Origin of the sequence: Streptomyces changanensis, from assembly GCF_024600715.1 — a bacterium.
Lineage (GTDB): Bacteria > Actinomycetota > Actinomycetes > Streptomycetales > Streptomycetaceae > Streptomyces > Streptomyces changanensis.
Genome location: NZ_CP102332.1, coordinates 5006329 through 5020581 on the forward strand (window position 1 = coordinate 5006329; position 14253 = coordinate 5020581).

At 72.7% G+C, this 14253-nt stretch carries 7 protein-coding genes and 1 pseudogene; 7 read left to right on the plus strand and 1 reads right to left on the minus strand.

The genetic code is table 11. The features are described from left to right. Nucleotides 1–14: 14 nt before the first annotated feature. Nucleotides 15–2663, minus strand: coding sequence for a SpoIIE family protein phosphatase (locus NRO40_RS22235; RefSeq protein ID WP_058945490.1), 2649 nt, complete (start codon nt 2661–2663; stop codon nt 15–17). A gap of 308 nt (nt 2664–2971) precedes the next feature. Between NRO40_RS22235 and NRO40_RS22240 the strand changes: the two are divergent. The 7 genes and pseudogenes from NRO40_RS22240 to NRO40_RS22275 form a co-directional block, all read left to right on the plus strand. Beyond that, nucleotides 2972–6166 (plus strand): annotated as a pseudogene (locus NRO40_RS22240) (HAMP domain-containing protein); the annotation flags it as partial. A 524-nt stretch (nt 6167–6690) separates the two neighbouring features. Then, nucleotides 6691–9540, plus strand: a complete 2850-nt coding sequence (locus tag NRO40_RS22250; RefSeq protein WP_058944296.1) for a DNA translocase FtsK — start codon at nt 6691–6693, stop codon at nt 9538–9540. 217 nt (nt 9541–9757) lie between these two features. After that, nucleotides 9758–10594 (plus strand): helix-turn-helix domain-containing protein, encoded by an 837-nt coding sequence (locus NRO40_RS22255; protein WP_058944285.1) that lies wholly within the window; start codon nt 9758–9760, stop codon nt 10592–10594. A gap of 245 nt (nt 10595–10839) precedes the next feature. Further along, the gene (gene rimO / locus NRO40_RS22260; RefSeq protein ID WP_058944286.1) at nt 10840–12342 is read left to right on the plus strand and encodes a 30S ribosomal protein S12 methylthiotransferase RimO; all 1503 of its coding nucleotides are present in this window, start codon (nt 10840–10842) and stop codon (nt 12340–12342) included. Further along, nucleotides 12339–13124 carry a CDP-diacylglycerol--glycerol-3-phosphate 3-phosphatidyltransferase gene (gene pgsA, locus NRO40_RS22265; RefSeq protein WP_079047367.1) on the plus strand — a complete coding sequence of 262 codons (786 nt, stop codon included), beginning with the start codon at nt 12339–12341 and terminating at the stop codon, nt 13122–13124. Before rimO ends, pgsA begins: the two co-directional genes overlap by 4 nt. Nucleotides 13125–13213: 89 nt before the next feature. After that, on the plus strand, nt 13214–13714 hold the full coding sequence (locus tag NRO40_RS22270; protein WP_058944297.1) for a CinA family protein: 501 nt from the start codon (nt 13214–13216) through the stop codon (nt 13712–13714). A gap of 109 nt (nt 13715–13823) precedes the next feature. Beyond that, nucleotides 13824–14207 (plus strand): helix-turn-helix domain-containing protein, encoded by a 384-nt coding sequence (locus NRO40_RS22275; protein ID WP_058944287.1) that lies wholly within the window; start codon nt 13824–13826, stop codon nt 14205–14207. Nucleotides 14208–14253: the final 46 nt, after the last annotated feature.

Genomic DNA, 14253 nt, shown 5'->3' on the forward strand with positions numbered 1-14253 from the left:
TGTTCGGGACCGTCTCACTGCTGCAGCGGCTCCGGGACCCGCATCGTCAGGATGGCCATGTCATCCGACGCCGGCTCCGCCGCGAACCGCTCCACCGCCCGCAGCACCCGCGCCGCCACCGCGCCGGCCGTCAGACCCGTACAGGTCCGCAACACGTCCGCCAGGCCGTCGTCACCCAGCATCCGCGTCCCCTCGCGGCGCTCCGTCACACCGTCCGTGACGCACAGCAGGACGTCGCCCGGCTGCAGCGTCACCGTCTCCTCGAACAGCTCCAGGTCCTCCATGACGCCCAGCAGCGGCTGCGGCTCCGCCGCGGGCTCCACCGTGCCGTCCTGGCGCAGGCGCAGCGGCAGCGGATGTCCCGCGCACACCACCTTCAGCACCGCGCTGCCGTCCTCCTGCGGCCACAGCTCGCCGTACAGGAGGGTGAGGAAACGGCTCCGGGCACCCTCGTCGAGGATGGCCGCGTTCAGCCGCTCCAGCACCGCCGGGCCGTCGAAGCCCTCCCGGGCCAGCAGCCGCAGCGCGTGGCGGGCCAGCCCCGTCACCGCCGCCGCCTCAGGGCCCGTGCCGCACACGTCGCCGATGGCGAAGCCGTACGCCTTGTCGCGGATGGGGAACAGGTCGTAGAAGTCGCCGCCCACCTCGTTGCCCTCGCCGGCCGCCCGGTAGATCACGTCGACCTCGACGCCCGGGATCTGCGGCAGGCCCGGCGGGAGCAGGCTCCGCTGGAGCGACTGGCTGATCGCCGTGCGCTCGCTGTACAGGCGGGCGTTGTCCAGGGCCAGGGCCGCACGGCGGGAGAGGTCCTCCGCCAGCTCCAGGATCTCCTGGCGGAAGTGGTCGTCGGACGGCTTGCCCAGCGTCAGCATGCCGATCACGCGGTTGCGCGCCACCAGCGGCAGCACCACCGTCTCCCCGCCCACCACGGCCGCCGTCGCCAGCGTCGTACCGATCCCCGACGACACCGGCGGAGCCGCCCGGTCCAGCTGCCGGCGCGACATGTGCAGGGCCGCCCGCTGCGCCGCCTCCGCCGGGGCGTTCCACACGCGGGCGCCCGGCGCCGGCACAGGGTCCGGCGGGGCGATGCCCGACAGCAGCTCCTTCAGACCGTCGATGCGCTCCTCGTCCTCGTGCAGCACGTACGACAGGTAGGGGTCCGACGACTGGTCGGCGATCGTGTACACCGCGCACCACGTCGCCAGCGTCGGCACCGTCATCTGCGCCATCAACGCCAGCGTCTGGTCCCGGTCCAGCGTGCCCGCCAGCAGGTCCGACGCCTCCACCAGGAAGCTCAGCGAACCCCGACGCAGGCGCTCCAGCTCCCCGAGCCGGGCCGACTCCACCGCCAGGGCGATCCGATCCGCGGCGAACTGCAGCCGCAGCGCCTCCTCGTTCGAGTAGCGCGCCGACGCCTCGGCCGCCACGCCGAGGGAGCCCGTCAGCCGGCCCTCCACCTTCAGCGGGACCGTCACCACCGACCGCATGCCCGTGCCGTTCAGCAGCGGCACCGCGCCCGGCACCGCCAGCAGGTCCTCGTGGACCGCCGGCATCCGGGCCGAGGCGTACCGGCTCGTCCCCGCCTCCACCGGTACCCGCGCGAACCGCTGCCGCGCCGAGGGCAGGCCCGTCGTGGCCCGCACCTCCAGCTCCGTCTCGTCGTCCGTCGCCAGCAGCAGGAACGCCGCGTCACCGTCCAGCATGTCCCGGGCCCGCTCCACCGTGCGCTGGAGGAGACCGTCCAGGTCGTCCGGGGCGGGAGAACCGATGAACACCTCGAACGGGTCCGCCGTCCGCTCGCCCGACGACTCGCCGCCCGGCGTGCGCGCCGGCGTCTGCAGGACCGCCCGCTCGTACTCCCGGACCAGCAGGCACACCGTCGACGGCTCCCCGTGGGTGTCACGCACCCGCAGGTGGGAGGCGTACACGGGGACGACCCGGCCGTCGGTGCCGCGGATGCCGTAACTGCCCTCCCAGCGCGACAGCCGCAGTGCCTCGGCCAGACCCGTGCCCGTCCCCGGCGTCTGCGGCCAAGCGGCGACGTCGCCCAGCTGCTTGCCGACGACCTGGTCCGCCGGGTATCCGAACAGGAGCGCCGCGTCGTCGTTCCACGACGTGACCACCCCCGCGCTGTCGACCTGGAGGACCGCCACGCGGACCCGCTCGTCGGCGACCGGCAGCAGCTCCTCCGGGAGCGCCGGGCCCGCGTGCCGGGTGCCGACCGGCCGGTCGGGCAGGTCCAGCTGGAACCAGACCCGCTTCCGGGTGGAGGAGTACTCGACGCCCCAGCGGCTGGACAGGGCCGCGCACAGCAGCAGGCCGCGGCCGTTCTCCCGGTCCAGGGCCGCCACCGGCTCCGCGGAGCCCTGCAGGGGCACCTCGCGCTCCGGATAACGGTCGGCGACCTCCACCCGGACGCCGTGCTCCGTGCGCAGGCACAGCACGTCCGCCGCCGTGCCCGCGTGGATCACGGCGTTGGTGACGAGTTCGCTGGTCAGGACGACGGCGTCATCGACGACGTCGGAGTACCCCCAGCCTTGCAGGGTGTCCCGGACGAAGGCCCGGGCGGTCGCGACCGACCGCCCCACAGGTTCGAAACTGGCAGCCGCCCGCGCGGTGATCACAGAACTCCTCGTTCGCGTCTCGACGCCCGGCTCCGCCATGGTCGGCCTGCCCCTCCCGGTACCCGGTGGTCGTACTGCGCCTCACCGACCCCGCCGGGCGGACCGGGGCGGTTGGACAGCCGCATGCCAGGTTACTTACCTTCGCAGTCCGGGCGGGCGGTGGTCGCCGCTGTTTCCGTCCCCAGAGGACGGGGACGTTATGCGGAGCAGCCGAACCGTTATGGGCTGGTCGCCTCGCGGTGAAACACTGGGAAGGCTTCCAGCGGCAGCCGGCGCACGCGCGCCGCGGCCGCAGCGATGCCCGAGCATGAGCCCGGGAGTACGGCAACCCCCTCGGGAGGGACACGGTGGAGTCTGGCGTGGCGACGCGGGCCGGTGGCACGCGCGCGAAGGGCGGACGTTCCCGGAGCAGCGGAACCGTCGAAGTGGACGCCGTGGCCCTGGAACGGCTGCTCGGCGCCCTCACGGCCATGCGGGACGGCAACTTCCGCAAGCGGCTGACCGTGACCGGCGAGGGGACGATGGCGGACATCGCCGCCGTCTTCAACGAGGTCGCCGACCGCAAACTGCACCTCACGGGCGAGCTCGCCCGGGTGCGCAGGGTCGTCGGGCGTGAGGGCAGGCTGTCCGAGCGGCTCGACGTGGGGGCCAGCGAGGGCGCCTGGGCCACCGCGATCGAGGCCGCGAACGCGCTGGTGGACGACCTGACGCGGCCCGTGTCGGAAGTGGGGCGCGTGCTGTCCGCGGTCGCGGACGGCGACCTCCAGCAGCGGATGGAGCTGCGCTCCGAGGGGCCCGACGGGGCGGGGCGGCCGCTGCGCGGCGAGTTCCTGAAGGTGGCCCGTACCGTCAACAACCTCGTCGACCAGCTGTCGTCCTTCACCGACGAGGTGACGCGGGTCGCCCTGGAGGTCGGTACGGAGGGCAAGCTCGGCGGCCAGGCGCAGGTGCGCGGGGTGTCCGGTTCGTGGAAGGACCTCACGGACTCGGTCAACACCATGGCGTACCGGCTGACCGCCCAGGTGCGGGACATCGCCCTCGTCACCACGGCGGTCGCCAAGGGCGACCTGTCGCGCAAGGTCACCGTGCACGTCGCCGGCGAGATGCTGGAGCTGAAGAACACCGTCAACACGATGGTGGACCAGCTGTCGTCGTTCTCCTCCGAGGTGACCCGCGTCGCCCGCGAGGTCGGTACCGAGGGCGAGCTCGGCGGGCAGGCGGAGGTGCCCGGCGTCGCGGGCGTGTGGAAGGACCTCACCGACTCCGTCAACACGATGGCGGGCAATCTGACCTCCCAGGTGCGGGGCATCGCGGAGGTCACGACGGCCGTCGCGAACGGTGACCTGTCGCAGAAGGTCACCGTCAGCGCGCGCGGTGAGGTCGCGCAGCTCGCCGACACCATCAACCAGATGACCGAGACCCTGCGTACCTTCGCCGACGAGGTGACGCGGGTCGCGCGCGAGGTGGGTGTCGAGGGGCTGCTGGGCGGCCAGGCGCAGGTACCGGGCGCGGCCGGTACGTGGAAGGACCTGACGGACTCGGTCAACACGGCGTTCCGGAACCTGACGGGTCAGGTGCGGGACATCGCGCAGGTGACGACGGCGGTCGCCAACGGCGACCTGTCGCAGAAGGTCACGGTGGACGTGGCCGGCGAGATGCTGGAGCTCAAGAACACCGTCAACACCATGGTCGACCAGCTCTCCGCGTTCGGTTCCGAGGTGACGCGGGTGGCGCGCGAGGTCGGCGTCGAGGGGCGGCTCGGCGGCCAGGCCGGGGTGCCCGGCGCGGCCGGTACGTGGAAGGACCTGACGGACTCGGTCAACACGGCGTTCCGGAACCTGACGGGTCAGGTGCGGGACATCGCGCAGGTGACGACGGCGGTCGCCAACGGCGACCTGTCGCAGAAGGTCACGGTGGACGTGGCCGGCGAGATGCTGGAGCTCAAGAACACCGTCAACACGATGGTGGCGCAGCTGTCGTCCTTCGCCGACCAGGTGACGCGGATGGCGCGGGACGTGGGCACCGAGGGCCGGCTGGGCGGTCAGGCACGGGTCGACGGGGTGTCCGGCACCTGGAAGGAACTGACGGACTCCGTCAACTTCATGGCCGGGAACCTCACCTCGCAGGTGCGGCAGATCGCCCAGGTCACGACGGCCGTGGCGCGCGGTGACCTGTCGCAGAAGATCGACGTGGACGCCCGCGGGGAGATCCTGGAGCTGAAGAACACCATCAACACGATGGTCGACCAGCTCTCGGCCTTCGCCGAGCAGGTGACCCGGGTGGCCCGCGAGGTGGGCACGGAGGGGCGGCTCGGCGGTCAGGCGCAGGTCCCGGGTGTCGCCGGGGTGTGGCGCGACCTGACGGACTCCGTGAACGGCATGGCCGGGAACCTCACCGCGCAGGTCCGCAACATCGCGCAGGTGGCCACGGCCGTCGCCCGCGGCGACCTGTCGCAGAAGATCGACGTGGACGCCCGCGGGGAGATCCAGGAGCTGAAGAACACCCTCAACACGATGGTGGACCAGCTGTCGAACTTCGCCGAGCAGGTCACGCGCGTCGCCCGCGAGGTGGGTACCGAGGGCATCCTCGGCGGCCAGGCGGAGGTGCAGGGTGTCTCCGGCACCTGGAAGGACCTGACGCAGTCGGTCAACTTCATGGCGAGCAACCTGACCTCGCAGGTGCGGCAGATCGCGCAGGTGACGACGGCCGTCGCCAGGGGCGACCTGTCGAAGAAGATCACGGTCGACGCGCGGGGCGAGATCCTCGACCTCGTCACCACGGTCAACACGATGGTGGACCAGCTGTCGAACTTCGCCGACGAGGTGACGAGGGTGGCCCGCGAGGTGGGCACCGAGGGCATCCTGGGCGGTCAGGCCCGGGTCCGGGGCGTCACCGGCATCTGGAAGGACCTCAGCGACAACGTCAACGTGATGGCCAACAACCTCACCTCGCAGGTGCGGAACATCTCGCGGGTGTCGTCGGCGGTCGCCAACGGCGACCTGACGAAGAAGGTGACCGTCGAGGCGCGCGGCGAGGTCGCCGAGCTGGCCGACACGGTCAACACCATGGTGACGACGCTGTCGTCGTTCGCCGACGAGGTGACCCGGGTCGCCCGAGAGGTGGGCACCGAGGGCGAGCTGGGCGGTCAGGCGCGGGTGCCCGGTGTCTCCGGCACCTGGAAGGACCTCACCGAGTCGGTGAACTCGATGGCCTCGAACCTGACGGGGCAGGTACGGCAGATCGCCGCTGTCACCACCGCCATCGCCAAGGGCGACCTCACCAAGAAGATCGACATCGACGCGCGCGGTGAGATCCAGGAGCTGAAGAACACCATCAACACGATGGTCGACCAGCTGTCGTCCTTCGCCGAGGAGGTCACCCGGGTCGCCCGAGAAGTGGGCACCGAGGGCATCCTCGGCGGCCAGGCCCGCGTCCGCGACGTCGACGGCACCTGGCGGGACCTGACCGAGTCGGTGAACGAGATGGCCGGCAACCTCACCCGGCAGGTGCGCGCCATCGCGGCCGTCGCCACCGCGGTGACCTGGAGCGGAAGCTGACCGGGCTCCGCCGGGCGCTGGACGCCCTGGAGCCCGGCGCACCCGGCGGGGGCCTCCCCGGCTGAGGCCCCGAGCCCTCCGCCCGAGTCCGCCCGGGGCCTCCGCCCGGGTCCACTACCTGAGTCCGCCCCGGATCCGCGCCCGGTTTCTTCGCCTGAGTCCGCCCGGATGCTGCACCCGCGTCCACCCGGGTCCTGCGCCCGGGCTACTCCGCCCGCGCCCGCCCGCGCTGTCCGCCCGGATGCTCCGCCCGCGTCCACCCGAGGCCTCCGCCCGGGTCCTGCGCCCGCGCCCACCCGGGATCTGCGCCCGGGTCCTGCGCCCGCGTCCACCCGGGACCTGCGCCCCTCCGGCCGACCCTCGCCGCCGGGCCCGACGGCGAGGGGCAGTGGCCGCCCGGGTGCGTGGCCTTGAGGTCGCGTCAGCACCACGCCCTCATCAGGGCGACACGAACGGGTGAAGCGGGTGGACGCGTGTTCCTCGACGCCCACACCGGTAACCTCACCCCCATGGCCTCACGTACGTCCGGCAAGGGTTCCCAGGGCACGGCGGGCACCGCGAAGCCGCGCGCCGGCCGTACGACGGGCGCCGCGCAGAAGGCGGTGCCCGGCAAGCCGCCCGCCAGGAAGACCGCCGCCGCCAAGCAGCCCGCGCGCAAGGGTGCCGCGAAGAAGGCCCCGGCCAGGAAGGCCGCCGCGAAGAGGGCGACGGCCAGGACGGCGCCCAAGGCCGCGCCGTCCCCCACCGGAGGCGTCTACCGCCTCGTGCGCGCCCTCTGGCTCGGCCTCGCCCACGCCGTCGGCGCCGCGTTCCGGGGCATAGGGCGGGGCGCGAAGGGCCTCGACCCGGCCCACCGCAAGGACGGACTCGCCCTGCTGCTGCTCGGCCTCGCGCTGATCGTCGCGGCCGGTACCTGGGCCGGTCTGCACGGTCCGGTGGGCGACCTCGTCGACATGCTCGTCACCGGCGCGTTCGGCCGGCTCGACCTGCTCGTACCGCTGCTCATCGGGACCATGGCGGTCCGGCTGATCCTGCACCCGGAGCGACCCGAGGCGAACGGCCGCATCGTCATCGGCCTCTCCGCCCTCGTCGTCGGCGTCCTCGGCCAGGTCCACATCGCCTGTGGCTCGCCCGGCCGCGGCGCGGGCGCCCAGGCCCTCCAGGACGCGGGCGGCCTCATCGGCTGGGCCGCGTCCAAGCCGCTCGTCTTCATGATGAGCGAGGTCCTCGCCGTCCCTCTCCTCGTGCTCCTCACCGTCTTCGGGCTGCTCGTCGTCACGGCGACGCCCGTCAACGCCATCCCGCGCCGGCTCCGGGCGCTCGGCGAACGGCTGGGCGTCATCGAGCCCTACCAGGACTGGGGCGAGGACGACGAGCGGTACGACGAGCAGTGGCGCGAGGCCCTGCCGGGCGGCGCCCCGCGCCGCCGCGCCGCCGGCCCGCGCGGAGCCGCCGGCCTCGGCCCCGACCTCGCCGAGGAGGAGGCGCTCGCCCGGCGCGGAAGGTCGCGGGGCCGCAGGGCGCCCGCCGCCCGGGCCGGCCTCGACCGGCCGCGGGACGCCGTCGACCTCGCGGCGGCCGCCGCCGCGGACCTCGACGGCGCCGTCCTGAACGGCATGCCGCCCTCGTCCCTCGTCGCCGACCTGACCCGGGACGTCACCAGCGACCCCGCCCGCACCGGACACGACACCGGCGGCACCGGCGGACGCGGACGCGGCCGGAACCGCGACGCCGCGGCCACGCCCGCGGCCGTACCCGCGACGCGCGGGGACGGCGACGCCCCCGACGACACCGGGCTCGTACCGGACCTCACCAAGCCCGCACCCGCGCGCGAGGTGTCCGAGGCGCTGCCCGCCCGGGCGGAGCAGCTCCGGCTCGCCGGGGACGTCACGTACGCCCTTCCCCCGCTCGACCTATTGGAGCGCGGCGGCCCCGGCAAGACCCGCAGCGCGGCCAACGACGCCATCGTCGCGTCCCTGCGGACGGTCTTCTCCGAGTTCAAGGTCGACGCGGACGTCACCGGCTTCACCCGCGGCCCGACGGTCACCCGCTACGAGGTGGAGCTCGGCCCCGCCGTGAAGGTCGAGCGGATCACGGCGCTGACCAAGAACATCGCGTACGCCGTGGCCAGCCCCGACGTGCGGATCATCTCGCCGATCCCCGGCAAGTCCGCCGTCGGCATCGAGATCCCGAACACCGACCGCGAGATGGTCAACCTCGGTGACGTGCTGCGGCTCGCGGACGCCGCCGAGGACGACCACCCGATGCTGGTCGCGCTCGGCAAGGACGTCGAGGGCGGCTACGTCATGGCGAACCTGGCGAAGATGCCGCACGTCCTGGTCGCCGGCGCCACCGGCTCCGGCAAGTCGTCCTGCATCAACTGCCTGATCACCTCGGTGATGATAAGGGCCACCCCCGAGGACGTACGGATGGTGCTCGTCGACCCCAAGCGGGTCGAGCTCACCGCGTACGAGGGCATCCCGCACCTGATCACGCCGATCATCACCAACCCCAAGCGGGCCGCCGAGGCCCTGCAGTGGGTCGTGCGGGAGATGGACCTGCGCTACGACGACCTCGCGGCCTTCGGTTACCGGCACATCGACGACTTCAACGCCGCCGTGCGCAGCGGCAAGCTCACGACGCCCCCGGGCAGCGAACGGGAGCTCCAGCCGTACCCCTACCTGCTCGTCATCGTCGACGAGCTGGCGGACCTGATGATGGTCGCGCCGCGCGACGTCGAGGACGCCATCGTCCGCATCACCCAGCTGGCCCGCGCCGCCGGCATCCACCTGGTGCTGGCCACGCAGCGGCCCTCCGTCGACGTCGTCACCGGCCTGATCAAGGCGAACGTCCCCTCCCGCCTCGCCTTCGCCACCTCCTCGCTCGCCGACAGCCGGGTCATCCTCGACCAGCCGGGCGCCGAGAAGCTCATCGGCAAGGGCGACGGCCTCTTCCTGCCGATGGGTGCGAACAAGCCGGTCCGCCTCCAGGGCGCCTTCGTCACCGAGGACGAGGTGGCGGCCGTCGTGCGGCACTGCAAGGACCAGATGGCGCCGGTCTTCCGGGACGACGTCACGACCGGGACCAAGCAGAAGAAGGAGATCGACGAGGAGATCGGCGACGACCTGGACCTGCTGTGCCAGGCGGCCGAGCTGGTCGTGTCGACCCAGTTCGGCTCGACGTCGATGCTCCAGCGCAAGTTGCGCGTCGGCTTCGCCAAGGCCGGACGGCTCATGGACCTGATGGAGTCGCGGAACATCGTCGGCCCCAGCGAAGGGTCCAAGGCGCGGGACGTCCTGGTGAAACCGGACGACCTGGACGGTGTACTGGCCTCGATCCGCGGTGAGACGGACTCGTGAGCCCGACCGTGTCTCACCCGTAAGAGAACCGTGAGCAACCGTTTCCCCCAGCCGCACGTCAAGTTGAGGGAACGGGGCGGACAATGTGAGTCCCCGCACCCCGTGGCGACGGCCATTCCGATGGCGTACAAACGGCGCCCGTCCGGTTGCTCCACCCTTTCGTACCACCCATAGACTGAACCTCCAGCAGGTGGTTACACGCTCGAAAGGCGCTCTCGTGTCCATCGGCAACGCCCCCGACGGCAACTCACCCGAAGACGACCGCCCCTCGCCCCCCGCGAGTGACGGGCCATCGATCGGCCGCACGCTCCACCAGGCCCGCGTCGACGCCGGCCTGACCGTCGAAGAGGTCAGCAACTCCACCCGGGTGCGCGTCCCCATCGTGCACGCCATCGAGGAGGACGACTTCTCGCGCTGCGGCGGCGACGTCTACGCCCGCGGACACGTGCGCACGCTCGCACGGGCCGTCGGGCTGGACCCGTCCGCCCTGGTCGCGCGGTACGACGCGGAGAACGGCGGCCGCCCCGCCCCCACCCCGGCCGGCCCCATGTTCGAGGCGGAGCGCATCCGCCCCGAGCGGCGCCGGCCCAACTGGACCGCCGCCATGGTCGCCGCGATCGTCGCGGTGGTCGGCTTCGTCGGCTTCACCCTCTTCGGCCGCGGCGACGGCGGCGGCACCCAGCACGTGGCCGAGGGCCCCGCCCCGTCCCGCTCCGCCCCCCAGGCCCCCAAGCCGGTGAAGCCCAAGCCGACGCCGGCCGCCTCCGACAGCGCGATCGCGGCCGTCCCCCGGGACAAGGTCACGGTCAAGCTCACCGCCGTCGACGACAAGAGCTGGATCTCGGCGAAGGCCCGGGACGGCAAGCTCCTCTTCGACGGACTGCTCCTCAAGGGCGACACCAAGACCTTCCAGGACGACGAGCGGCTCGACCTGATCCTCGGCAACGCCGGCGCGATCGAGCTCTTCGTCAACGGCAAGAAGGTCGAGGACGAGTTCGCCACCGGTCAGGTCGAACGGCTGTCCTACACGAAGGGTGATCCGCAGGTGGGCTGAGGCCGCCCCGGCCCCGCCCGCCCGACCGGGGTCTCGCCCGGCCCCGGAACGCAACCCGGTCCCGGACCATGACCGGCCCCGGAACGAACCGGGCCCCGGACCGTGACCGGCCCCGGACCGCATCCGTCGCAGGCCCCGCCCGTACCCCCGGCCACCGGGGGCACGGGCGGGGCCTGCGACGGTCGGGACGGGGGTGCCGGACCTGTGCGCGGGAGGGGCTCCGGGGACGAAGTAGTCTTGAGTCCATGCCCGAACGCCGTACCGTCGCCCTTGTCACTCTTGGCTGCGCCCGTAACGAGGTGGACTCGGAGGAGCTCGCAGGCCGCCTGGCAGCGGACGGCTGGCACCTCGTCGAGGACGCCGCGGACGCCGATGTCGCCGTCGTCAACACCTGCGGCTTCGTCGAGGCCGCGAAGAAGGACTCCGTCGACGCCCTGCTCGAAGCGAACGACCTGAAGGACCACGGCAGGACCCAGGCCGTCGTCGCCGTCGGCTGCATGGCCGAGCGGTACGGCAAGGAACTCGCCGAGGCCCTGCCCGAGGCGGACGGCGTGCTCGGCTTCGACGACTACGCCGACATCTCCGACCGCCTCCAGACGATCCTCAGCGGCGGCGTCCACGCCTCGCACACCCCGCGCGACCGGCGCAAGCTGCTGCCGCTCAGCCCCGTGGAGCGCCAGGGCGCCGCCACGGCCGTCGCCCTGCCGGGCCACGGAGCCACCGGGTCCCCCACCGAGGCGCCCGAGGCCCCCGCCGACCTGCCCGAGGGCGTCGCGCCCGCCTCCGGTCCGCGCGCGCCGCTGCGCCGCCGTCTGGACACCAGCCCGGTCGCCTCCGTGAAGCTGGCCTCGGGCTGCGACCGCCGCTGCTCGTTCTGCGCGATCCCGTCGTTCCGTGGCTCCTTCGTCTCGCGGCGCCCCAGCGACGTGCTGGGCGAGACCCGCTGGCTCGCCGAGCAGGGCGTCAAGGAGATCATGCTGGTCTCCGAGAACAACACCTCGTACGGCAAGGACCTCGGCGACATCCGCCTCCTGGAGGCGCTGCTGCCGGAGCTCGCCGCCGTCGACGGCATCGAGCGCGTCCGCGTCAGCTACCTCCAGCCGGCCGAGATGCGCCCGGGCCTCATCGACGTGCTGACCTCCACCGAGAAGGTCGCGCCCTACTTCGACCTGTCGTTCCAGCACTCCGCCCCCGCCGTGCTGCGCGCCATGCGGCGCTTCGGCGACACCGACCGGTTCCTGGAGCTGCTGGACACCATCCGCGGCAAGGCGCCGCAGGCGGGCGTGCGGTCGAACTTCATCGTCGGCTTCCCCGGCGAGACCGAGGCCGACTTCGCCGAGCTGGAGCGTTTCCTCGTCCACGCCCGCCTCGACGCCGTCGGCGTCTTCGGCTACTCCGACGAGGACGGCACCGAGGCCGCGTCGTACGACGCCAAGCTGGACCAGGAGATCGTGGACGAGCGCCTCGCCCACCTGTCCCGGCTCGCCGAGGAGCTCACCGCCCAGCGCGCGGAGGAGCGGATCGGAGAGACCCTGGAGGTACTGGTCGAGTCGGTCGAGACCGAGGACGTCGACGAGGACGAGTACGCCGGGGCCGGCCGCGCGGCGCACCAGGCGCCCGAGACGGACGGCCAGGTGCTCTTCGCCCGGGGCGACGGACTCGCCGTGGGCCGTATCGTCAAGGCCGAGGTCGTCGGCACGGAAGGCGTCGACCTGGTGGCCGAGGTAGTCGAGGAGGCGGGCAGATGACCGGAGTCCCGGCGTCCGCCACAGGCGGCTCGGGGAGGAGGGCGCCCGGCGGGAAGCTGGGAGCGGCGGCCGTGAACCAGGCCAGCCTGTGGAACATCGCCAACATCCTGACCATGATCCGGCTGGTGCTCGTCCCGGCGTTCGTGGTGCTGCTGCTCCAGGACGGCGGGTACGACCCGGCCTGGCGCGCCTGGGCCTGGGCGGCGTTCGCCGTCGCCATGATCACGGACATCTTCGACGGGCACCTGGCCCGTACGTACAACCTCGTGACGGACTTCGGGAAGATCGCCGACCCGATCGCGGACAAGGCGATCATGGCGGCCGGGCTCATCTGCCTGTCCGGCCTCGGCGACCTGCCCTGGTGGGTGACCGGGGTGATCCTCTTCCGCGAGCTGGGCATCACGCTGCTGCGGTTCTGGGTCATCCGGCACGGGGTCATCCCGGCCAGCCGCGGCGGCAAGGTGAAGACGCTCGCCCAGGGCGCCGCCGTGGGCATGTACGTCCTGGCGCTCACCGGTCCGCTGGCCACCCTCCGCTGGTGGGTGATGGCCCTCGCCGTGGTCCTGACGGTCGTCACGGGTCTCGACTACGTGCGCCAGGCCGTCGTCCTGCGGCGCCGGGGGCTGGCCGCCGAGCGGGCCCTCGCGAGTGCCGTACCGGCGGAAACCGCGGGTGGGGCCGGGCCGGCCGCGTCCGTCGATCCCGCCACGTCCGCCGGTCCGGCTGCGCCCGCCGGACCCGCCGGACCCGCCGCGTCGAGTGCTCCGGAGCCGCCCCGGTGAGACGGGCGGTACGCGAGGGAGAGCCGGCACGGGCCGCGGCCGGGCGCCCGGCCGACGGTCCGGGGACGGCCTCCGCGGCGGCGCGCGTCCTGGGTCTGCTTGCCGAGCGTGACGAGACCCTCGCCGTGGCGGAGTCACTCACGGGTGGTCTCGTGGCCGCCGAACTGACGGCGGTACCCGGAGCCTCCCGTACCTTCCGCGGATCCGTCACGGCCTACGCGACCCCGCTGAAGCGGGATCTGCTGGACGTCGACGCCGGGCTGCTGGAGCGGCGCGGCGCGGTCGACGCGGACGTGGCACTGCAGATGGCGCGGGGTGTCCGCAGCCGGCTGGGCGCCTGCTGGGGGGCCGCGACCACGGGCGTGGCGGGCCCGGAACCGCAGGACGGACAGCCCGTGGGCACGGTGTTCGTCGCCGTCTGGGGACCGCCCGGCAGCACCGCCGGGACCGGGAAAGTGGCCGCACTGCGGTTGAACGGCGACCGTGCGGAAATCCGTAGGGAGAGTGTACGGAGCGTGCTGGAGCTCCTCATGGGCGAACTCTCGGAGAATGCGCGGGCAAAGGATACGGAACAGAACGGGGAGAATTGATGTTTGCAGCCCTGAGTGAACACGACATCGCTCCCCGCACGGCCGCAGCACTAGGCGGTACGGTGGGGCGTGAAGGATGCGGCTACGCGGTCCGAGGAGGGAGCCACCGATGATTCTGCTCCGTCGCCTGCTGGGTGACGTGCTGCGTCGGCAGCGCCAGCGCCAGGGCCGTACTCTGCGCGAAGTCTCCTCGTCCGCCCGAGTATCGCTCGGCTATCTTTCCGAGGTGGAGCGGGGGCAGAAGGAGGCTTCCTCCGAACTGCTCTCCGCTATCTGCGACGCGCTGGACGTACGGATGTCCGAGCTCATGCGAGAGGTGAGCGACGAGCTGTCGCTGGCGGAGCTGGCGGAATCGGCAGCGGCGAGTGAGCCGGTGCCCGCGCCAGTACGTCCGAGGCTCAATTCTGTGTCCGTGACGTCGGTGGCGGGTGTGCCGACGGAGCGGGTGACCATCAAGGCACCCGCCGAGGCGGTCGACGTCGTCGCCGCCTGAGCCCCCGATCCCGCCCGGACCAGTCCGGATTCGCAGGATCGACGTT